At 59.8% G+C, this 21,435-nt stretch carries 19 protein-coding genes; 7 read left to right on the top strand and 12 right to left on the bottom strand.

Annotated features, from left to right (window positions below):
- Positions 1-11: 11 nt before the first annotated feature.
- Together tcdA and C7H09_RS03615 are read left to right on the top strand one after the other, a co-directional pair.
- A complete protein-coding gene (tcdA, locus tag C7H09_RS03620; RefSeq protein WP_106761265.1) occupies positions 12-812 on the top strand; it encodes a tRNA cyclic N6-threonylcarbamoyladenosine(37) synthase TcdA in 801 nt (266 codons plus the stop codon).
- Between the two features lie 21 nt (positions 813-833).
- Positions 834-2,681, top strand: a complete 1,848-nt coding sequence (locus C7H09_RS03615; protein WP_106761264.1) for a cation:proton antiporter — start codon at positions 834-836, stop codon at positions 2,679-2,681.
- A 9-nt stretch (positions 2,682-2,690) separates the two neighbouring features.
- On the opposite strand, the gene C7H09_RS03610 is transcribed toward C7H09_RS03615, so the two are convergent.
- From C7H09_RS03610 to C7H09_RS03600, 3 genes are all read right to left on the bottom strand, one after another.
- A complete protein-coding gene (locus C7H09_RS03610; protein ID WP_206074259.1) occupies positions 2,691-3,671 on the bottom strand; it encodes an NADP-dependent oxidoreductase in 981 nt (326 codons plus the stop codon).
- A gap of 94 nt (positions 3,672-3,765) precedes the next feature.
- Positions 3,766-4,857 carry an SMP-30/gluconolactonase/LRE family protein gene (locus C7H09_RS03605; RefSeq protein ID WP_106761262.1) on the bottom strand — a complete coding sequence of 364 codons (1,092 nt, stop codon included), beginning with the start codon at positions 4,855-4,857 and terminating at the stop codon, positions 3,766-3,768.
- An 85-nt stretch (positions 4,858-4,942) separates the two neighbouring features.
- Positions 4,943-5,734 carry an alpha/beta fold hydrolase gene (locus tag C7H09_RS03600; RefSeq protein WP_106761261.1) on the bottom strand — a complete coding sequence of 264 codons (792 nt, stop codon included), beginning with the start codon at positions 5,732-5,734 and terminating at the stop codon, positions 4,943-4,945.
- A 383-nt stretch (positions 5,735-6,117) separates the two neighbouring features.
- On the opposite strand from C7H09_RS03600, the gene C7H09_RS03595 reads away from it, so the two are divergent.
- From C7H09_RS03595 to C7H09_RS03585, 3 genes are read left to right on the top strand one after another with little or no spacing between them, the layout of a single operon-like run.
- Positions 6,118-7,158: an AraC family transcriptional regulator gene (locus C7H09_RS03595; protein ID WP_106761260.1), complete on the top strand. Its 1,041-nt coding sequence runs from the start codon at positions 6,118-6,120 to the stop codon at positions 7,156-7,158.
- On the top strand, positions 7,155-8,591 hold the full coding sequence (cls, locus tag C7H09_RS03590) for a cardiolipin synthase (protein ID WP_106761259.1): 1,437 nt from the start codon (positions 7,155-7,157) through the stop codon (positions 8,589-8,591). The genes C7H09_RS03595 and cls overlap by 4 nt, the downstream gene beginning before the upstream one ends.
- 58 nt (positions 8,592-8,649) lie before the next feature.
- Positions 8,650-9,321: a GntR family transcriptional regulator gene (locus C7H09_RS03585; protein ID WP_106761357.1), complete on the top strand. Its 672-nt coding sequence runs from the start codon at positions 8,650-8,652 to the stop codon at positions 9,319-9,321.
- Here C7H09_RS03585 and C7H09_RS03580 read toward each other — a convergent pair.
- Together C7H09_RS03580 and C7H09_RS03575 are read right to left on the bottom strand one after the other, a co-directional pair.
- Entirely contained in the window at positions 9,315-11,498 is a 2,184-nt protein-coding gene (locus tag C7H09_RS03580; RefSeq protein WP_106761356.1) for a patatin-like phospholipase family protein, read from the bottom strand. The genes C7H09_RS03585 and C7H09_RS03580 overlap by 7 nt on opposite strands.
- 39 nt (positions 11,499-11,537) lie before the next feature.
- Complete coding sequence (locus C7H09_RS03575) at positions 11,538-12,137, bottom strand: hypothetical protein (protein WP_106761258.1); 600 nt, start codon at positions 12,135-12,137, stop codon at positions 11,538-11,540.
- Positions 12,138-12,371: 234 nt separating this feature from the next.
- On the opposite strand from C7H09_RS03575, the gene C7H09_RS03570 reads away from it, so the two are divergent.
- Positions 12,372-12,737 (top strand): hypothetical protein, encoded by a 366-nt coding sequence (locus C7H09_RS03570; protein WP_106761257.1) that lies wholly within the window; start codon positions 12,372-12,374, stop codon positions 12,735-12,737.
- A gap of 3 nt (positions 12,738-12,740) precedes the next feature.
- Here C7H09_RS03570 and C7H09_RS03565 read toward each other — a convergent pair whose 3' ends face one another.
- Entirely contained in the window at positions 12,741-15,473 is a 2,733-nt protein-coding gene (locus C7H09_RS03565; protein WP_106761355.1) for an ATP-binding protein, read from the bottom strand.
- A 140-nt stretch (positions 15,474-15,613) separates the two neighbouring features.
- Here C7H09_RS03565 and C7H09_RS03560 point away from each other — a divergent pair, with 140 nt between their 5' ends.
- Complete coding sequence (locus tag C7H09_RS03560; RefSeq protein WP_106761256.1) at positions 15,614-15,847, top strand: DUF2789 domain-containing protein; 234 nt, start codon at positions 15,614-15,616, stop codon at positions 15,845-15,847.
- Between the two features lie 3 nt (positions 15,848-15,850).
- Here C7H09_RS03560 and C7H09_RS03555 read toward each other — a convergent pair whose 3' ends face one another.
- Genes C7H09_RS03555 through lptM form a run of 6 tightly spaced genes read right to left on the bottom strand, consistent with a single transcriptional unit; the run spans position 15,851 to position 21,394 of the window.
- Complete coding sequence (locus C7H09_RS03555; RefSeq protein ID WP_106761255.1) at positions 15,851-17,251, bottom strand: GGDEF domain-containing protein; 1,401 nt, start codon at positions 17,249-17,251, stop codon at positions 15,851-15,853.
- A gap of 11 nt (positions 17,252-17,262) precedes the next feature.
- Positions 17,263-18,195: a tyrosine recombinase XerC gene (gene xerC / locus C7H09_RS03550; RefSeq protein ID WP_106761354.1), complete on the bottom strand. Its 933-nt coding sequence runs from the start codon at positions 18,193-18,195 to the stop codon at positions 17,263-17,265.
- A gap of 35 nt (positions 18,196-18,230) precedes the next feature.
- Positions 18,231-18,983, bottom strand: a complete 753-nt coding sequence (locus C7H09_RS03545) for a DUF484 family protein (RefSeq protein WP_106761254.1) — start codon at positions 18,981-18,983, stop codon at positions 18,231-18,233.
- Positions 18,984-18,997: 14 nt separating this feature from the next.
- Positions 18,998-19,912 (bottom strand): diaminopimelate epimerase, encoded by a 915-nt coding sequence (gene dapF / locus C7H09_RS03540; RefSeq protein ID WP_106761353.1) that lies wholly within the window; start codon positions 19,910-19,912, stop codon positions 18,998-19,000.
- Positions 19,913-19,926: 14 nt separating this feature from the next.
- Positions 19,927-21,177: a diaminopimelate decarboxylase gene (gene lysA / locus C7H09_RS03535; protein WP_106761253.1), complete on the bottom strand. Its 1,251-nt coding sequence runs from the start codon at positions 21,175-21,177 to the stop codon at positions 19,927-19,929.
- A 37-nt stretch (positions 21,178-21,214) separates the two neighbouring features.
- Positions 21,215-21,394: an LPS translocon maturation chaperone LptM gene (gene lptM, locus C7H09_RS03530; protein WP_106761252.1), complete on the bottom strand. Its 180-nt coding sequence runs from the start codon at positions 21,392-21,394 to the stop codon at positions 21,215-21,217.
- Positions 21,395-21,435: the final 41 nt, after the last annotated feature.

Below are 21,435 nucleotides of genomic sequence, written 5' to 3'. Positions count from 1 at the left end.
CAAGGCCGCTAATGCATACAGATCCCCCAGACGACTACCAATTCCGCTTCGGCGGCATCGAACGCCTGTATGGCCGAACCGCACTGCACGCCTTTCGCAACGCCCACATTGCCATCGTCGGCCTGGGTGGCGTGGGTTCCTGGGCGGCGGAAGCGCTGGCACGCAGTGGTATTGGCAAGCTCACTCTGATTGATATGGACGACATCTGTGTGTCCAACACCAATCGCCAGCTGCATGCTCTGGAGGGCCAGTACGGTCGCACCAAGACCGATGCCATGGCCGAGCGTTTGCGCGCGATCAATCCCCACGCGGATATTCGTGTGCACTTTGGCTTTGTGACGGTCAAAAACGTGTCAGAGCTGATCACCGAAGATATGACCGGAGTGGTCGATGCCATCGACAGCGTGAAGCCCAAGGCCGCCCTGATCGCCCACTGCCAGCGGCGCAAGATTCCGGTTATCTGTGCCGGTGGCGCTGGTGGCCAGATGGACCCTACCCAGATTCAGGTGGCGGATCTGGCGAAAACCACCCAGGATCCGCTGCTGGCCAAGGTTCGTAATATGCTGCGCCGGGAGTATGGTTTCTCCCGCAATCCCAAGCGGCGTTTTGGCGTGGAGGCCGTATACTCACTGGAGCAGTTGACTTACCCGGCGGCCGATGGCGAGGTTTGCCTTCAGAAGCCCTCCACGGAAGGCCCGGTGCGGCTGGATTGCGCCACCGGTTTTGGCGCCGCCAGCCCGGTAACTGCCAGCTTCGGTTTTTTTGCGGCCTCCCGGTTGCTGAACCGGATTGCCCGCCGGGCAACTCTTTAATTCTCTGATCGGGGCCCTTTTATGGCCGTAAGCACAACGTTGATTCTTGCCGGTATCGGCATTTCTTCCCTGGTTTGCCAATGGATGGCCTGGCGCTTGCGCATGCCTGCCATTTTGTTTTTGTTGGCGGGCGGCATCATTGCCGGCCCGGTCACCGGCTTCCTGCACCCGGAAGCGATCTTCGATGACCTGCTGTTTCCGATGATCTCGCTGGCGGTTGCCATCATTCTGTTCGAAGGCAGCCTGACCCTCCGTTACGACGAGATCCGCGGCCACGGCAAGATGGTGCGCAACCTGATTCCGGTGGGCACGCTGGTTACCTGCCTGATTGGCACCTTGTCAGCCCGCTGGATTCTCGATCTGTCCTGGGAGGTGGCTCTGTTGTTCGGAGCCATCTCCGTGGTGACCGGCCCAACGGTGATCGCGCCCTTGTTACGGGCAGTCCGGCCCAAGTCCAAACTGGCCAACATTCTTACCTGGGAAGGCATCATCATCGACCCGGTGGGTGCCTTACTGGCGGTGCTGGTGTTTGAGGGCATTGTGTCTTGGGGCCAGGGCAATGTCTTTGGTCACTCCCTGTATATCTTCGGCAAAACGCTGGTGGTCGGTTTTCTGATCGGCGCGGCTGCGGGCTACCTGAACGGCCAGGTACTCAGAAAGCACTGGATTCCCCAGTACCTGCACAACGCGGGTACGCTTACCTTCATGCTCGGGGTCTACGCCATCTCCAACGAAATGGCCCACGAATCCGGCCTGCTGACCGTAACCGTCATGGGTATCTGGATGGCCAACATGAAGGAGGTGCCCACCGACAGCATTCTGGAGTTCAAGGAATCCCTGAGTGTGCTGCTGATCTCAGCCCTGTTCATCATTCTGGCTGCGCGGGTGGAGTTCAGTGCCATCGCCGAACTGGGTTGGGGGCTGGTGGCAGTGCTGGCGTGCCTGATGCTGATCGCCCGCCCGGCCAGCATTTTCCTGTCCGCCATTGGCACCAGTCTGAACTGGCGGGAAAAACTGTACCTCAGCTGGATTGCACCCCGCGGTATCGTGGCGGCGGCTGTCTCGGCGCTGTTTGCGTTCCAGCTGGAAAAAATCGGCTATGAAAACGCCGGCGTTCTGGTGCCCCTGATTTTCATGCTGATCATTACCACCGTCACCCTGCAAAGCATCACCGCACGGCCGGTAGCCAAACTGCTGGGTGTGCAGGAACCTCCGGCCCACGGCTTCCTGATTCTGGGTGCCAACCCGGTGGGGCGCCTGATCGCTCAGGCCCTGAAAAAGCATGAGGTGCCAATCATGCTGACCGACACCAACTGGGAAAACGTGCGCCAGGCCCGAATGGAGAATCTGCCAGTGTATTTCGGTAATCCGGTCTCCGAGCATGCCTCCACCCACATGGATCTGACCGGCATTGGCAACCTGCTGATTCTCTCGCCCTACAAGCAAATGAACAGCCTGGCCACCTACCACTTTCTGGACTGGTTCGATGAGCACTCGGTGTTTGGCCTGGCAGAAGGCGATCAGGATCAGCGCGCACGCCTGCAAACAGCGGGCAAGGTACAGCGCACCCGTGGCCTGTTTGATGGCGTCAGCTACGCCAAGCTGGCAAGCCTGGTCAGCCAGGGTTACACCACCAAGACCACCCAGTTAAGCGAAGAGTTCGGGTACGCGCAGTTTCTGGCACAGTATCAGAACCAGGCCATCGTGCTGTTTACCATGAACAGCCGCGACCACATCCATCCGGTGAAAGACATGGAATCGCTGGATCCGGACGACGACTGGGTGTTGATCAGCCTGGTGCCACCGCAGCCGAAAAAAGAGCGGAAAGAGCGGGACGGCAACGGAAAGGCCGAAAGCCCGGCCGCCTGAGCCGGGCCTTTACCGGCAGTCCAGCACCAGTTTGCCACGCACATGCCCGCCTTCAAGCAGGGCGTGTGCGGCTTGCACTTGTTCCATCACGAACGACCGTTCGATGTGCACCCGAACGTCACCGTCTTCGATCAGTTCGGCAATTTCTTCCAGGTGAAATACATCTGGCCGGACGGTCATGCCATGGGCTCTCAACCCCATGGCTTCGGCGGCACTGACAATCTCATCGGCGGTGACCGTTGGTATGGTCACCAGCACCCCGGATTCGGCCAGGGTATGCAGCGCCCGCTTACCGGTTTCACCGCCCACCAGATCCAGCACCACATCCAGCCCGTAGCATTCCTCGGCGACATCAGTGGTGTGATAATCAATCACTTCATGGACGCCCAGCTCAGCCAGAAAATCCCGGTTAGAGGGCGACGCCGTTGCCACCACGTGGGCGCCACGTTCCAGGGCAAACTGCACCGCAAAATGCCCAACCCCGCCTGCTCCGGCCTGTATCAATACCTTCTGGCCAGCTTCCAGACGAGCCACTTCAAACAATGCCTGCCAGGCGGTCAGGGCTGCAACTGGCACGCCTCCGGCCGCCAGCAAGTCCAGTTCGTCGGGTACGATCGCCAGTTCATCCGCCCGGGCCAGAGCATACTGAGCGTAAGCGCCACCGTCTGCATGAAAACCCACCAGCCCCATTACCCGATCGCCCGGCGCCAGGGTATTCACCTGCTCACCCACCGCAACCACCTCACCGGCAATGTCGTAGCCCGGCGTCCAGGGTAGCCTGTTCTCAATCTGGCGAGCGGCAAAGCCCAGCCCTTTGCGGGTTTTCCAGTCGATCGGATTCATCCCGGCGGAGTGCACCCGCACCAGCACCTGCCCTTCTCCCGGCGCCGGAATGGGCGATTCCGCAACCTGCAACACGTCGGATTCGCCAAACTGGTGGTAAACCACGTGGCGCATAAGCTCTGGGGCGTTTACGTCGGACGATGCCATGATGACCTCCGGAAGGCGTGAGGTGAACGGGTAGCGATTCCGCAGTTCCCGAGACCACAGACTAGCAGATCCCGGCGCAGGGCGTTAATGAGGCTCACGGTGGGGATGCTCCAAGGCCAGGAATGGCCTGCAACGGTAACCGCCCGACTCGGTCGTTGTGAAGTGAACCAAAGTATAGAGCTTCCTCGTGGGGATTCACCGAAGTGATTTCCTGCAAATGACTCCCCTGGGTATCCTGCAGACTGGTCAGCACCCGCCCCTGTGCATCAAAGGCCAGCACCAGTCCATAAGCCTGAGGCTTGGGTTTCAGTGCATCCGGCAGTTTGGCCACCAGATCCTTCAGCCAGGGGCTTTGATGGAGCGAGTCCACCTGTGGGTTGCGAAGAGTGGGAAAGGCCACCCAGTAGCGCCCGGCCGCATCCACCGCCAGATTATCCGGGAAGCCCGGCAGGTTATCGGCGAACACCTCAGTCTGCCCGGCCCTGGGGCCAGACAGCCAGTGGCGCAGAATCCGGTACTTCCAGGTTTCATTCAGCAACAGGTAGTCGCCCTCCGGGGAGAGCGCCACGCCGTTGGCAAAATACAGGTTTCTCAGCAGAACGTCGGTCTGCCCAAGGGCCGGATCGTATCTGAGCAGTCGGCCGTGGGGCCGCATTTCCAGCAGATCCAGCATGTAGTCCGGCTGCTGGAAGCGGGAACTGGCGTCGGTGAAATAGATTAGCCCGTCTTTTGCCACTACCACATCGTCGGTAAAGCGAAACGGCGTGCCCTCCGCTTCCCGGGCCAGCACCCGGATTTCACCCTCTCGACTGATGGATAACAGGCCTTTCCAGGCATCGGCAACAATCAGATTGCCTGCCGCATCAAACACCATGCCCAGCGGCCGACCGCCCGTTTGCAGCCAGTGCTCTGAGCGGCCATCGGGAAAGACCCGCACAATCCAACCGTCCTGAGTGCCGGTGTAGAGCACACCGCTGGTATCCACAGTGGTATCTTCAGGACCGTACACCTGCCCCCGGGCCAACAACTCTGCACGCCGAAGATGCTCGTTGGGGGCCAGTACGCCCGTCATCACAGGCGGCTCTGGTGCCAGCCACGCCTTGCTGTCGATGGGTGACGGCGTCAGTAGAAAACCGCCCAGCAACACAAAGCACACCAGTAACCCCGCCAGCAACCATTTGGTCATACACGCCCGCCTTCTTTCGGTTTCCGGGAGTCTTCCGCTCTCCCGACCTAACCTTAGCAGACTTACTGCGACTGTCAGCAAGGGACTAACGGACGAGAAACTCCTGGCACAACTGGGTGAACTCCGACGGCTTTTCGGCGTGTAACCAATGGCCCGCACCGTCAATGACCGCCAGTTCTGAGGCCGGGAACAGTTCCCGAATGGTGGCTTTATGCTTTTCCTGAATATACGCCGAGTCGGCGCCTTTGATGAACAGGACAGGGCCTTCAAAGGGCGCCTCGGCGGTGGGTGCCGCGGCCAGATTGTCATAGCGGGCCTCAATCACCGGCAAGTTCAGGCGCCAGCGGAACAATTCCTGGTCATCACGCTGTTGCTCCGCCGGTATCCGCTCTAGGTTCTTCAGCAAAAACTGCCGGACACCGGCAACCTCGACAAACTCGGCCAGTCGGGCATCGGCCTCGGCACGGGATGTCACACCCTGCAAATTCAGCCGCTGCATGCCATCGAGGATGGCATCATGATGGGGCTTGTAGGTTACCGGCGAAATATCCGCCACAATGATGGAGTGCACCCGCTCCGGGTACGTCAGGGCAACCTGCATGGCAACCTTGCCACCCATGGAATGCCCGAGAATCCGGGCTTTGTCGATGCTATGGGCATCCATATGGGCAATCACATCGGCGGCCATGGCCGGATAGTCCATATCATCAGAATGAGGAGAACTGCCGTGGTTGCGAGCATCCAGTGCGTGTATCTGCCACTGGTTTTCCAGGCGCCGGGTGATCACTCCCAGATTGTCCAGGGAGCCAAAAAGCCCATGCAATACGATCAGGGGATCACCCTCTCCGGAAATTCGGTAGTTCAGTTCAACGGTCATTGGCTGGCAGCCTCCGGTTTCTGGTTGGAAGCGGATACACTACCATCGACAGTACGCGGAGCAAGAGGATTTTCAGGGGCAAACGGCAGGCAAAAAAGAGCCGGGTAAAAACCCGGCTGGAAGGTCACAGACAAACACCTGCAGGATCAACAGTAAAAAATGCTGTCCAGATATTCGGCCAGAGCGAGCACGTTTCTGCGCTCGGTCTCGGTATGGGGTACAAAGATTTCCTGTTGCATACAACACCTCCACTTTGTGCCTGATAACTTCAACCTGATGGCTTACATGCTATCGTTGATGAAGTGACAACCCGTTGACCTGGCGTCCCAACCGTTTGACATTTTGTATCACCAGCCCTGAATAACCCGGAGGCAACACCGATCATGCAGGCCAGAGTTGATTCCACGGAGGCTCCGCAAGTGGCAGCATCCAGCACCCTGGCACTGGTTCATTACCTCGAAGCCCGGGATTTGCTGAACCGACAGCAGGTCGAACAGGCCACCGGGCTGTCTCTGGATACCTTGAAAGATCCGGATCTGAGAATTCCCGCCAGTGCCCACTATCAACTCTGGATCCTGGCTGAACGCCTGACCGGCGACCCGGGCGTCGGACTACACGCTGGCCAGGTGATCGATCCTGAACGGATGGGGCTGGTGGGCCATGTGTTTTTCAATTGCGACACCCTGGGAGAGGCGGTGGTGCAGTATGTGCGCCTGCACCGGCTGATTAACGAAACCGTGACCCTGAGTTTCGAGCAGACACCCGACCAGGCCATTCTGACCTGGCAGCCCGACGAGCCCCGGCATTACTGTCGGCAAGATATGGATCGTACGCTGGCCGCTGCCCTGTGCCGCACCCGCCATTTTATCGACCGGGGCATTCAGACAGACTGGCTGGAAATCGCCCACCCAGAACCCGGTTACGCCAACGAATACCGCAAGCTGTTCGGCGGCTCGGTGTATTTCGGTTGCGGTGTCACCCGTATGGCGTTCGACAGCAAGCATCTGGGCCACCCCATCCCCCATCGCAATCCCTATGTGTATTCCGCGGTGCTGCAACAGGTGAACGCCGTACTGGCCCGCATGCAAACCCGTAAAACCTTCGGCAAGAAAATTCGCCGCCTGATCTCCCGGCAGATGGCCACAGACAAAATTGATGCCGATACCCTGGCGAAACAATGCCACATGAGCCGGCAAACCCTCTATCGCAAACTCAAAAAGGAAGGCCTTACCTTTCAGGAATTGGTGGAACAGGTGCGCCGTGACAAAGCCATGCGTTATGTGGCCGATGACCACTACGCCCTCGGGGAGATCGCGTTCTTACTGGGCTTTTCAGAACTGAGTGCCTTCAGCCGGGCCTTCAAACGCTGGACCGGCGTCGCGCCAGCCCAGTTCCGGGCAACGCATCTGGAGCAGAGCCCATGATGGCAGAGAATTTTTCGCTGTTGGCCCTGCTGCTGTCGCTGCTATATCTGACCGCGCTGGGATGCATTTACCGGATTCTGCTGAGTTACCGTACCGCCCAGGGCGCGATAGCCTGGATTCTGGCACTCATCGGCCTGCCCTACGTGGCGGTACCGCTGTTTCTGATATTTGGCCGCTACCGCTTTGGCGGTTACGTCAAGGTGCGGCGCATGGGGCACCAGTCCATCAACCCTCTGCTGGATCAGTTCGAGAATCAGGACACCTCGATTCCCGGCGAGGACCACACCCACTTTACCGATGAACTTCAGGTGCTGTGTAAGCTGGGCCGCCAGCCCTTCACCAGCGGCAACCGGTGTACCCTGTTGCGGGACGGTGAGGCGACCTTCGAGGCCCTTTTCGAGGCCATGGAGGATGCCCGCCACTACATTCTGCTGGAGTTCTACATTGTCCGCTCCGACCGGGTCGGGCAACGGATCAAGACCATTCTGGAGCGAAAACTGGCCCAGGGGGTAGAGGTCTGGCTGATCTACGACAACATCGGCAGCGCGTTGCTGTCGCGCAAATGGCGCCGGGAACTGGCAGCCGCCGGTGCCCGGATTGCCTCCTTTGGCGACGGCAATATCCGGCGGCGCCGGTTCCAGATCAACTTCCGCAACCATCGCAAACTGCTGGTGTGCGATGGCAGCGTCGGCTTTGTGGGCGGCATCAATCTGGGTGACGAATACCTGGGCACCGCCATGGATCAGGAACCCTGGCGCGATACCCACTGCCGGATTGAAGGCCCGGCGGTGATCGGCTTGCAGCTGGCCTGGCTGGAGGACTGGAACTGGGCCAGCAGCGAACGGCCACAACTTGAATGGTCCCCGGCCGCGACACCGCCGGGCGATGAAGAGGTGCTGATTCTGCCAACCGGGCCCGCCGATACCTGGGAAACCTGCACCCTGTTTTTCCTTAATTGCATCAACAATGCCCGCCATCGCATCTGGCTGGCCTCGCCGTATTTTGTGCCGGATTTTCAGATTATGAATGCGCTGCAACTGGCGGCATTGCGGGGAGTGGACGTACGTATTCTGATTCCTGAAAAATCCGACAGCCCGCTGGTGCGCCTGGCCGCCTATTCGTACCTGGTGAACGCCAGCCAGGCAGGCATTGGTATCTACCGCTATCAACCCGGCTTCATGCACCAGAAAGTGGTACTGGTGGATGATCGCTATGCCGCAGTAGGGACCGCGAACCTCGACAACCGCTCCATGCGGCTGAACTTCGAGATTATGGCCATCAACACCAACCCGGCCTTTATCGGCCAGGTCGACACTATGCTCAAGGACGATCTCAGGCACTGCCGGCGAATGTCTGAAAGCGACTACCAGGATCGCTCCATCGCCTTCCGGCTGGCCTGCCGGGCTGCCCGCCTGCTCGGCCCACTGCTTTGATCTGGCCGATGCTTGTGCCAATATGTCGGGCTGTTTCAGCCGACAAATCGACGCCTTCATGACCGCATTCAAACCCCGGGAAACCCTGACCGAGCAAGTGGCCCGCCACATAGAAAACCTGATCGCCTTTGAACAACTCCGTTCCGGCGAGCGTATTTACGAGAGCGCCATGGCCAAGCAGATGGAAGTCAGCCATGGCTGCATTCGGGAAAGCTTGCTGATGCTGGAGAAGCGACACCTGATAAGGAACGTGCCGCGCAAAGGCGCCTTTGTGACCACCCTGGATGAAAGTTTCGTGCGCAGCCTGTACGAAACCCTGGAGCTCTATCTGATCCATACCGGGCGCAAGCTGGTTCGGCAATGGCAGGCAGACGATATGCAGAAGCTTGAGTTGCTGCATGAGCAGATGCGGGGGTGCTACCAGAAAAACGACTTGATGGCGTTTCTGGAACTGGGCATGGAATACACCAAAGCCTCCCTGGCCTACGCCGACAACTACTTTATTGTGGCTGCCATCGACGACCTCTGGCCCTCCGCCAAGCGCTGCGCCTTCGCCGCCTTCCGCCACGGCGGCAAACAGGTTCTGGAAGACAACCTGGCCTACACCGAAGAATCCATTCGCATTATCCGCGCCCGGGATGAGCAGGCTCTGGCCGACATCCTGCATCGCTATGCCGGGCAGCAATGCGATCAGGTACTGGCCGCTCTGGCGCCCAGGCCAGCTCAGTAAAAAAGCTGGGTGAACGAAAAGCCGATGTTCAGGTAGGCACTCCAGCTATCTTCGTTGTTATACGCGGTTGATATCTGAACCGGCCCCAGGAACGTATCCATACCGGCAAACAGGCTCCAAGAACGCACCAGCCCGGACCAGGAAGCATCATCCATGCTTTCCCAGGCATTGCCGGTTTCAAAGCCGACACCGGCAAACCAGGGCAGCACCGGACCGCCAAACTCCCGTCTTGCCCAGATAGCCCCGAGCGCGGCATCGTTGCCGGTGATTTCCCCCGGTGCGTAGGCAGATAACTGCCGGAAGCCCCCCAGGCGAGAAGCGTTTTCCACACCGGGTTCACCACTGATCACCTGGCGGGTGTACAACAGCCCGGTCACATTGAAGCGCTGCCAGGTACCGGTACCCAGCAACATACCGGTCCAGTCGTCAAATTTGCGATCCGCGCCCAGCCCCGGGCGCTCTAACCGCCCCCGTATCCCGGCAAAGGCACCAGCCTTGGGGTAGAACGCGTCATTGAGGGAATCATGCACCAGCTGCAGCGTGGCATAGCCCTGATGGACATGATCCGACGGCGCTATGGGGGCACCCACTTCGTCCTCTACACTGGCGTAACCTCGCACATACCCCAGGCGAATCTCGCCATTGCCGCCCAGCTCCATGCCTACGGCCAGGTCCAGCTGCCGGAAAGCGACATCAATCTCCGAGACCCGGGCACGGTCTTCGTAGATGCTGTAGTCGTCCCGGCGATACTCGATGCCCAGAACCGCAAACCGGTCATAGCCATAATCCAGCGGCTGATACCACTGGCTGCGCACCCAGGGCTGAGTACCCAGCTGGAAGCTGGTCTGCCACTCGGCTCCCAGCCGATTGAGCTCGGTCATGCGCACGCCGGTGGCCAGGTTGAACCGGGTATCACCGTCAAAGTTGTCTTCGTAACTCAGGCCAAATGCCAGATAATTCGGCCCCCAGCGCTTTTCCCTCACCTGGATGACCAGCACAGTGCCCGCCTCTTCCGGATGCAGAGACCAGGACACCGCCTCGTAATACCCAAGGCCATAGAGTCGCTTGAGATCCGCCTCAAGCTGCGCCACATCCAGCGGTTCGCCCTCTTTCTGGCGTATGCGCTCGCGCAGGAACTTCTGCGCCAGCCGGCTACCCTTACGAAGCTCGATGCGTGCAATCACACCAAGTTGCGGGTGTTCAGCGGTCAACCGGTTGCGGTAGGCCTGCCACTGGTCATCCGGCACTGACAGCCGGTTCAGTTCCACTGCATGATCCCGGGCGCCGGAAGCGCCCAGTTCAAACAGTACCGGCGCATCGTAGAAGTCCGCCGAGCCACGGCCTTCAAGATCCGGCTGAATCAGAATATCCCGCTCACCCAAAAGGCCCAGCTGGAAGTCGGTATTGCGCCGGGTCATCAGGGTGGTCAGCTGGCCGACCACGGAAAAAGCTTCACGAATCTCATCGGTGCTCAGCAGGGGATCGGTAATGTCGACCGCAATCACAACCTCCGCCCCCATGTCACGGGCAACACTGACCGGCAGGTTGTTGGCCACGCCGCCATCCACCAGCAACCGGCCACTGCGCTCCACCGGGGCATAGACTCCCGGGATACTCATGCTGGCCCGAACAGCGTCAGACAGGTTGCCATTGGCAATAACGGCTTCAACACCGGTTTCAAGATCGGTGGCCACCGCCCGAAACGGTATGGGCAACTGGTCGAAATCATCCACCAGCGCGGCATTGCGGGTCAGTTCATTGAGGATAAACCCGAGGTTCTGGCCGGAAACCAGGCCGCCCCCCAGGTGAAAGCCATCCGTGCTCACCCCGATACCCGGCACCAGCGGTAAACGCCAGTCGTTTTGCTTACGTCGAACCGGTTTGTAGGCCCGGCCCGGATCGTCCCGGAAGCTGGACAACCAATCCATGGCAATAAAACGACGCTCGATTTCCTCAACCGGCATACCCGTGGCATAAAGAGCCGCCACCGCGGAACCGGCACTGGTACCCACCACCACATCTACGGGCACCTTCATCTCTTCCAGCACCCGCAGCACGCCAACGTGGGCCATGCCCTTGGCTCCACCACCGCTGAGCACAAGCCCTATGCGCGGCCGCGCGTCAGCGGCCGCCGCCTGTGCGAAGGCCAGCAACAGCAGGCACAGGCTCGCCGGCATCAGCCAGGCTGGCCAGACTCTGTTTGTCTGCCCCATCGATCAGGCTTTCTTGGGCTTGTCGTCTGCCAGAGACAGGTGCGAAGTGTCGGGCACGATGGGCGGTGGCGTGTCCCGTTTGACACCAAGATCGGATCCCGCCGGAGCCAGCGTCCAGTCATCCAGGTGCTCGAACATGGGGGCTTCCATTTCTTCATGCTCGGCCAGCGTTACACCCACCGGGTCGAGCGTCAGGCCGGAGCCTGCAAGTATTTCATCAACCTTCTCTCCGGCCACCGGCAACCGGTCGCCCGGCTCAGCTTCGGGCACACCACTCCGTGGCCTTGGGGCAGCCGCGCCTGCCGGGCGTTCAGCGCCGGCTGCCGGTGCGGGTTGCGGCTCAGGCCGCCGGGGAGGCTCCGTTACATCCGGTTGGGCGCCAGGCATCAACTGCACGTGGGCAATCATGCCATGCTTGTTCAGCACCGCCTGATATTTGTCGGCCTGCACCTTTTCCAGCTTGTTGCGGATAACCACCGGCTGGCCACTGAACATCCGGTCGAGTTGCTCGACACTGGCCTTGAACAGCGCCCGCGCGTTGTTCCGGGCCGCCTCTTCTGTGGTACCGGGCGCACACTCCCCTTTAAATACAAGCTGGTACATATCTATCCCCTGGGTTTCGCCATCGTATTGGCTCCATCATAGCGGAAAAACCGATGGGCATCAGAGCTTAACAAGCGCAATGATCGCAGCCGGAATATTTCAGCAATGCAAACAATTGAAAAATGCACGCCCGGCATGAGGAAAATCAAGCGGAAGTCTGCAACAATAAACTGTAACCAAAGCTTACAGTCCGTAACGCCCGGACACTCAGAGACAGAACAGCGGAGAGTCACCATGCGAACGTCCATGCTTGCCTGCCTTACAGCGGCTGTCTTACTGTTTGCATCATTTGCGGCTTCTGCAGAGAACCTGGATGTACTGATGAGCAAGGTGTTCCCGCCAGGTGAAGCGACCTATATCGGTTTTGAAAGCATCGAGCGGCAGGATATACCGCTGGACGCCAGCATTGACCGGAAATACCTGGTGGTGGACTTCCGCTTTCCCGGTGTGCAACCGGGAACCGATACCCTTCAGGCGAGCGTTCACAAGGTGTGCATGACGCTACTCAAAGATCGCGAACTGATCCGCTCCCTGTCGGACTCCGGCTATGACATGGTTGCCGTCGCCTTCGACCGGCAAACCCAGTTCGACTGCCTGTAACACTCAATCCTGCCCTAGCAGCCGCGGGAAAGACTCGAGGGCCGTATTCACGGCATCCAGGTTAAACGCCTCAACATCCAACAACAACTTTTCGCCAAACCGGGTAACTGCAGGCGAGCGGTGTCGTTGCCCCCACTCCACCACCCGGCTGGCAAACTCCTTCATTTGCTCCGGATCGCCGCTCTCCCGAACGTCCTGCCACTCGTCGCCAAAATCTTCGGCCAGTTTTTTACGTAACCAGCCCCGTTCATGCATACTCATGGTCTGTGCCAGCAAACGTTCGGATTCTTCCGGCGTGCTGTCGTCGTCTGCCTGTTCAACCGAGGCGGCCACATCTGGCAAGACCAACGTAAACACCGAGCCCTGGCCCGGTTCACTGTCCACCGTCAGTTCTCCGCCCATCATTTCCACCAGTTTCCGGCTGATGGCCAGCCCCAGTCCGGTGCCGCCGTAGCGCCGTGAACTCTGGCCTTCCTGTTGCTCAAAGGCATCGAAGATCCTCTCTCTCTGATCTTCAGCAATACCGATGCCGGTGTCGGCCACCGTAACCACCAACCGGTGGTGGCATACATCCGCTGCCTCGCCTTTCTGCTCCGGCCCGCTCTCCAGGGCTTCTGCCACTGCCCGCACCGTCACCCCCCCCTGATGGGTAAACTTGATGGCATTGCCCACCAGATTGAACAACACCTGCCGCAGCCGGGTTTCATCCAGCATCATGGCAGACGGCATGCCTTTGCCGACACTGACCTCCAGGGTAATGCCCTGCTCGGTGGCCCGCAGATCGAAGATGTGCAGCACGTCACTGAGCAGCCGGCGAACCGACACCGGCCCCAGGTCAAGGCGCATTTTTCCGGCCTCAATCCGGGACAGATCCAGAATGTCGTTAATCAGCATCAGCAAACTGCGGCTGCCCGCCCGAATGGCGTTCAGATAATTCCGCTGCTGGGGATCGGTTACTGAATTAAACAACAAATCGCTGTACCCGATCACCGCGTTCATGGGGGTACGGATTTCGTGGGACATATTGGCCAGAAACTCGCTTTTCGAGCGGTTTGCGGCTTCAGCATCACGGGCCAGGCGCTCGGCTTCCAGTTTGGCCGCCCGGAGTTCATCTTCACTCCTGCGCAGGGCATTCTCAGAACGGATCCGTTCGTCTACCTCCAGAGACAGCTTGCGGTTCCAGTACAGGAAGATCAGAACCACCACAATCGCAATCAGGATAATCCGCCGCACCACCGTGTAGTCGGTTTCCTGCTCTATGTCCAGATGAATCCAGCGGTTGTAGATGGCTTCGGTCTCTGACGGCGGCAAGCTCCCCAGGGCCTTGTTGAGAATCCGGTGCAGCGTGGCGTTGGCGGGGCTGATCGCCAGTCTCAGGTCATACTGGTACGGGGTAATGCTGGTAATCCGGAGGTTGGACAAACCCAGCCGGGATACTGTGTAACTGACCGCAGGGAGATGGGTCACCATAACGTCCAGGTCACCATTGGAAAGGGCCAGCAGGCCATCTTCCACCGTTTTCTGCGGGTACAGATCGAGATTCGGATGGTTGATCAGCAGGTAATCATGGCTGGCCTGGCGGTTGACCACGCCCACCCGTTCATCCCGCAATTCCCGCAGATCACCGATAAAACGCCCGGTATCGCGAATTGCCAAGGCGATGGGGACATTCACATAAGCACGGGTAAACAGGAATTCCTGCTCGGTTCTGGGGGTTCTGGACACACCGGGCAGCAGGTCGAGCTCGCCGTCTTTGAGCCGTTGTTCGGCGCTGGCGCGGGTATCCACATCCACCCGCTGAAACCGGATGCCCAGATCTTTTTCCAACCGCGCCAGCAAGTCGGTCACCAGCCCGGCAGGCCGCTCGTCCTGTACAAACTCGAACGGCGGCCAGTCGGAACGCAGGCCAACCCGAATCTCCGGGTTGTCTTTCAACCACGCCTGCTCCTGCAGCGTCAGTGCCACATTATTGCTTTCAACCTGCGGGGCCGGGGCCGTCAACCAGGCCTGGCGAACATTCCGGTGTTCATTGTGAGTCAAAGCCTGGATTGTTCGATCGAAGACCCGGAACAGATGCTCGTCGTCGATAGGCACCTGCAGTACCACATCCGCCGGGCGCTGATCGAGCAGTACCGCCAGAGCGATACCACTGATCATGGCCGATTCCAGATAGTCCGACACCACCGGTACCGGCCCCAGAAAGGCGTCGGCTTCACCGGAAAGCACCCGGCTGATGGCTTCGGCCAGGCTGGCGACCGGAACCGGCGAGAAATTCTCCACCGGATCCAGCAGAGGAAACTGGTTGGGGTCGTCGCCCACAATCACCACCCGCGAGGCCTCAAGATCCGCCAGGTTGCGAATCGCGGCATTTCCGGCACCCACAAATATGCCGTAGGTCAGCGTCATCAGGGGCGAAGTGTGGCGCACTCCGGGAATCACCGGCGCCCCGGGCAAGCGGGTAGTCAGCACAAGATCCGGAGCCTCGCCGTCCGGCAGGCGCTCATCCACAAGCTGATAGGGTTCTACGGGCATTCGCAGCTTTGACGACAGGCGGTTCAGGTAGTCCACCCAGATGCCCGCCATCCGGCCTTCACCGGTGTCGAAGATCAGCGGCACCAGGGTATGGCGTACACCGACGGTAAAGCCATCCTGCCGGGCCAGCCATTGCAATTCCTCCATCCCGAGCAAAGGCGCGGGTGATACCTGGGGCGGGTCGGCCAGCGCCCGGGCCTGCATAACAATAAGCCCCAGACACAACAGAACGGCAACGCTGAACTTCACTGGATATCCTCGAGGGGTTCACTACATTTCAAGAGAACAATACCCGCAAAAAAGCGGAATTTCATTTCATCAGTCGCACATTGGAGCCTACGCCCATGGACACCAGCAAGCACAACCTGCAAACCCTGTTCGAACAACTCGGATTGCCCGCAAACGACAACGCCATCAAAGACTTTATTGCCCGGCACTCGCCCCTGCCAGCAGCAACCGCCATTCAGGACGCCGCCATGTGGTCAGAGAGCCAGTCCCAGTTTCTGGAGGAAGGGCTTGAGGAAGACAGTGACTGGGCCGAAGTAATCGACGAGCTGGATGCACTGCTGCGGCACTGAGCGTCATCGGAGAACAACACGATTACGACCGTCGTCCTTGGCCTGATAGAGCGCCCGGTCCGCCCGTTCGAACGCGGCCTCCTGAGTGTCTCCTTCACGAAACTCGGTGACCCCGGCAGAGAAGGTGACAACTACCCGCTCCCCCTTGAAATGGAATGGCAATTTGGACACGTATTCCCTAAGGCCATCCATCACTTTCTCCGCCTCTTCCGGTGGCGTTTCAGGCAGCAAAACCACAAACTCCTCACCACCAAAGCGGGCAATAAAATCGGTTGATCTCAGGCGCTTGGCCATTTCCCGGGCAACCAACTGCAACACCCGATCCCCTGCCTTATGGCCGTAGGAATCGTTCACCTGCTTGAACAGATCAATATCCAGCACCGCCGCACTCAAGCGCTGGCGATAACGTAACCAGCGGTTGTACTCGAACGACAACCGCTCCTGCCAGGCTTCCCGGTTGGGCAACTGGGTCAGCAGATCGGTGGTCGCCCGCTGGCGCTCGTGCAGCACCTGCGCCTGCATCTGCTCGGAATGGGCCTCCATCAGGGCGAGCTTTTCCTGCATGGCCGCCAGCTCACTGGCTAACAGCGTCTCCCGTTCGGTCTCCCTGGCGTGGAAGCGCTCCAGGGATAATGCTATCGACTCCAAACGCTGCCCCACTGACTCCCTGAGGGTGTCAAGATCGGTGCTGGCTTGTATATCGTTGCCCGCTTTATCAAGCTCAGCCTGAATTTCTTCATTGAGCCTGGCCGTGGCATCCTGTCGATCCACCTGGGCATCACTGTGCTGGGCGAAATGCTCTCTCAAAGCCTGCAAGCGTTCATCAAGACGCTGCAGAAAGGCCTCAAATTCCCGCTGGCTCCGGGTGATGGCGGCAATCACCAGATCCGCGACCCGGTTCAGCCCCTCCCGGAGCACCTCCCAGTCGTTACTGCTGAGCAGGGTCTGCTGCAACTCCCGGGCTTCAGCTTCGGCACCCGGCTCCAGCGAAGCCTGCTGTACCAGTTGGCCCAGCAACTGGCCGATACGGCGGGCAATCCACAAGCGCTGGGTGTTTGCTTCCCGGGCAGCCTCCGAACACCCGGCAGCTTGTGCGTCCGGGTTACTCCCAACCGGCGGGTGGGTCGCCTCGCGATCCACCGCCTCATCCAACAAGGTGATCTGCCGGTCAATCTGATCCTGCAATTCGCGCCAGCGCTGCAGATCCAGATGTTTTTTCCGAAGGTCCTCGCGCAACTGATGCAGCAATTCGTCCAGTTCTGGCCGCTGACCCTCCGACGCCAGGCTGGTGCGCACCAGCATCCGCTCCAGCAGATTGCGTTCAGACTCCCACCGGGCCTCGCGCTCCTCGGCCTGCTCCAGCTCATTGAAATATTTGTCTTTCCAGGAATCTTCCGATCCCATGCTGCACTCCCTTATTGGTCGGAACGACGCTCGCTGCCCGCACCTGTTTTACCAGCCATACGCCGCCGCGCCCGCGGATGGCTCTGATCGTAAACCCGGGCAAGATGTTGAAAGTCAAGATGAGTATAGACCTGAGTAGTGGCGATGTCCGCATGGCCCAGCAATTCCTGCACTGCCCGCAGGTCGCCACTGGACTCCAGCAGATGGGAGGCAAACGAGTGGCGCAGCATATGCGGGTGCAGGCGTTGATCTGCGCCCTGCTGAATACCCCAGCGCGCCAGTCTGCTCTGAATACTTCGCGGGCTCAGACGGTCACCGCGCTGGCTCAGGAACAGCGCAGGCTCGGTATCAGGCGCCAGCCCGCGGCGGCACGCCAGCCATCGCTGCAGGGCAGCCATGGCCTTTCGCCCGACCGGTAGCAGGCGCTCCTTGCTGCCTTTACCCAGCACCCGAACGTTACCGGCTTCCAAATCCAGCGCCGATACATCCAGGCCCACCAGTTCAGACAAACGCAAGCCGGAAGAGTACATAAGTTCGAACATGGCGAGGTCGCGGATATCCAGCAGGTCGTCCGCCCGGGCATCCAGCAGGTGACTGATCTGGTCGACGTCGGCAACCCGGGGCAGTCGGCGGCCACTGCGGGGCGCGCGTATACCTATCGCCGGGTTATCTCTGGCCCAGCCTTCCCGCAACAGAAACTGGTAGAAGCGACGCATGGAGGAGAGGTGCCGGGCAATGCTGCGCCCGGACAGGCCGTCACGACTAAGAGCGGCTACATACCGCCGCACCTGATGCCCGTTGAGATCCGCCCAGCACTCGGTACCCGCGGACACCAGCCAGCCTGCAAGGCGCAGCAGATCCCTCTGGTAATGCTCACAGGTGCGGGGCGAGTGGCGCTTCTCTGCAGCCAGGTGGCGCCCAAAACTGCTCAGTTGCGCCTGCATCGGTTCAGGTAATGCGGTGCCATCCGCGGTGTAATTCACCCCTGGCCGGTCTCGGCCGTCAGGCTTGAGACCGGGGCCCCGCCAGCGGTGTGGCGTTTGAGCATAGGCGGCAGCAGGCGGCTGAGCGTGTCACTGATGTAGCTCAGAAACAACGACCCCATACTCTGGTCAAAGTAGCCCGTCTGACAGCTACCCACCGCAAAGACACCGACCAAACCTTCATGGCGCAGCGGTACCAGAGCCACCGAGGCAATGGCCTCGTCCCGGTCAGGAAACAGGAATTCCCGTTCATTCTCGTGGAACTGGCCGCAGACTGCGCGGTCTCCTTCAAGCAGAGTGCCCAGGCGGGACTGGGCCCGGGCCCTGTTCACCACATGCAAGGCGCCCTGTGAGGGCAGGCCCTGATCGTCACTGAACAACAGCACCGACGCCGCATCCAGGCCAAAATCACCCCGGATACTGTCATCAATGGCGGCGGCCATATCCTGCAGGTTTCTGGCTTCGATCACCTGCATCAGCAACCGTTTACTTTTTTCGAACAGGCGGTCATTGTGGCGGGCGATGGATACCAGTTCGACCAGCTCCCGGCGCAGGGTATCCCGCTGCTCCCTGAACAGATGCACCTGCCGTTCAACAAGAGAAATCGCGCGGCCACTGTCATGGGGGACGGTTAGACTGCGTAACAACTCGTCCTGGTCAATAAAAAAATCCGGATGAGCGCGAAGATAGCTCTCAACCTGTTCCCTGGTAAGCTCCCCGACCTTCTCTTGGGCCGTTTTTTCTGTCATCACGTTCTCCTTGATCAGGCCCCGTTTCTTGTTGAACGGTGGCTCCGGCGACGCCTGGGAGGGCTGTCTCCGGGCAGCCGCAACTGGCCCTCAAACACAGTAACTGCAGGGCCTTCCATCATAACAGGGGCACCTTCCCCCTGCCATTCGATGACCAGACGCCCGCCACGCAGTTCCACTTCAACCCGCTTGCCTAAGCGCCCGCGCAGACGGCCAGCAACAACAGCGGCACAGGCGCCACTGCCACAGGCCAGAGTTTCCCCCGAGCCGCGCTCGAATACCCGCAAACGGGCATGACCTTCATCGATTATCTGCAAAAACCCGATATTGGCCCGGGCCGGAAAGGCAGGGTGCCGCTCCAGCTCCGGCCCCAGGGTCTCTACCGGTGCCGTGTCTACATTCTCCACCAGCAATACCCCGTGGGGGTTGCCCATAGAGACTGCGGACAACTCCAGGGACTGACCTGCCACGTCCAGCGGATACACGGTCTGGCGCGCCCCGGCCTGAAATGGAATGGCGGTGGGCTCCAGCTCCGGCACCCCCATATTCACCAGCACGGAGCCGTCACGACCAAGCTTCAGCTCGATCACGCCGCCCGCAGTCTGCACCCGGATGACCCGCTTGTTGGTTAGGCGCTGATCCCGAACAAAGCGCGCGAAACAGCGGGCACCGTTGCCGCACTGCTCTACCTCGGAACCATCGGCGTTAAAAATCCGATAACGAAAATCGACTTCCGGCAACCCCGGGGGCTCTACCACCAGAAGCTGGTCGAAGCCGACCCCAAAATGACGATCTGCAAGCTCCCGGATCATCTCCGGGCGCAAACGGAATGGTTGGCTGATGGCATCCACCACCATAAAATCGTTACCCAGCCCGTGCATCTTGGTGAACCGCAAAACCGGTCCCTGGTTGCATTTTTGCTGGCTCATCTCTGCGCCCCCGCTCATTCCGGCAGGCAGCTTTCCGGCGCCAACTGGTCGTCCAGTGTTTCCCGGCGTCGCACCACATGCACCTGATTGCCATCCACCATCAGCTCGGGAGGCCGGTTTCGGGTGTTGTAGTTGGACGCCATAACGAAACCGTAGGCACCAGCAGACCGCACCGCCAGGAGGTCACCCGCCTGCAAACGCAGCGCGCGATCCTTGCCAAGAAAGTCACCGGTTTCGCACACCGGCCCCACCAGATCCCAGGTTTTCTCTTCGGTATCCTGGCGCGGTTTTACCGGAACAATCGCCTGCCAGGCGCTATAAAGGGCCGGGCGGATCAGGTCATTCATGGCGGCATCTATAATGGCAAAGTTGCGGTGTTCCGTGCACTTCAGAAACTCCACGCGGGTGATCAGAATGCCCGCATTGGCCGCGATAGAGCGACCCGGCTCCAGCACCAGCTCAAGCTTGCGATCCCCCATACGCTCAATCAGTGCGCCCACATACTCCGAGGGTTTCGGTGGCTGCTCATCGTTATAGGTCACACCCAAGCCACCGCCCATGTCCAGGTGGCGAATGGTAATGCCTTTGGCTGCGAGCGTGTCGATCAGCTCCAGCACCCGATCCAGGGCATCCAGGAAGGGCGCCACGGTGGTCAGCTGAGAGCCGATATGACAGTCCACGCCCTGCACATCCAGGTTCGGCAAAGAGGCCGCACGAGCATAAATGCCCGGAGCCTCATTGATGTCGATGCCGAACTTGTTCTCTTTCAGGCCTGTGGAGATGTAAGGGTGAGTGCCCGCGTCTACGTCTGGGTTTACCCGCAGCGAGACCGGCGCCTTCACACCCAACTCGCCAGCCACCTTGTTCAGGCGATCGAGCTCGGTGTCGGATTCCACGTTGAAGCAACGAACACCGGCTTCCAGGGCACGCTTCATTTCCCACTCCTGTTTTCCGACACCGGAAAACACGACCCGGGAAGCATCCCCGCCAGCTCTCAGAACGCGCTCCAGCTCACCGGCAGAAACAATATCAAAGCCAGCGCCCAGTCGGGCCAGCACGTTCAGAACAGCCAGATTACTGTTAGCTTTGACCGCGTAACAGACCAGGTGCGGGTGGTCTTTCAGGGCGTCATCGTAAGCCCGGTAGTGGCGCTCCAGCGCAGCACGCGAATAAACATAAGCGGGTGAACCAAACTGGCTGGCAATGTCTGAGACAGCTACATTTTCGGCGTAAAGCTCGCCGTCGCGATAATTGAAGTAATCCATATGTGTCCTGAATGCTGAGGTGTTCCGGATGTGTCGATCAGTTCGCCTGGCGTAGGGCCTCGGCGCGCTCCCGGTCGCTGGCGCTGGACTGGATGCCCGGCTTGGCCGCCATCTCCGCTTGCGGATAAAGCGCGCCCTTCTGGCCACAACCAGACACCATAAGCAAAACCGCCATTGGCAGCGCAATCGACAAACGGCAACCTGCCCCGAACTGCATACCCGTTCCCCTGTGTGAATAATGCACGCAGTATACCCGAG

The sequence above is a fragment of the Marinobacter fuscus genome, assembly GCF_003007675.1.
Taxonomy (GTDB): Bacteria; Pseudomonadota; Gammaproteobacteria; order Pseudomonadales; family Oleiphilaceae; genus Marinobacter; species Marinobacter fuscus.
Note: the sequence above shows the minus strand (reverse complement) of the source record. Positions and strands in the feature narration are given on the sequence as shown.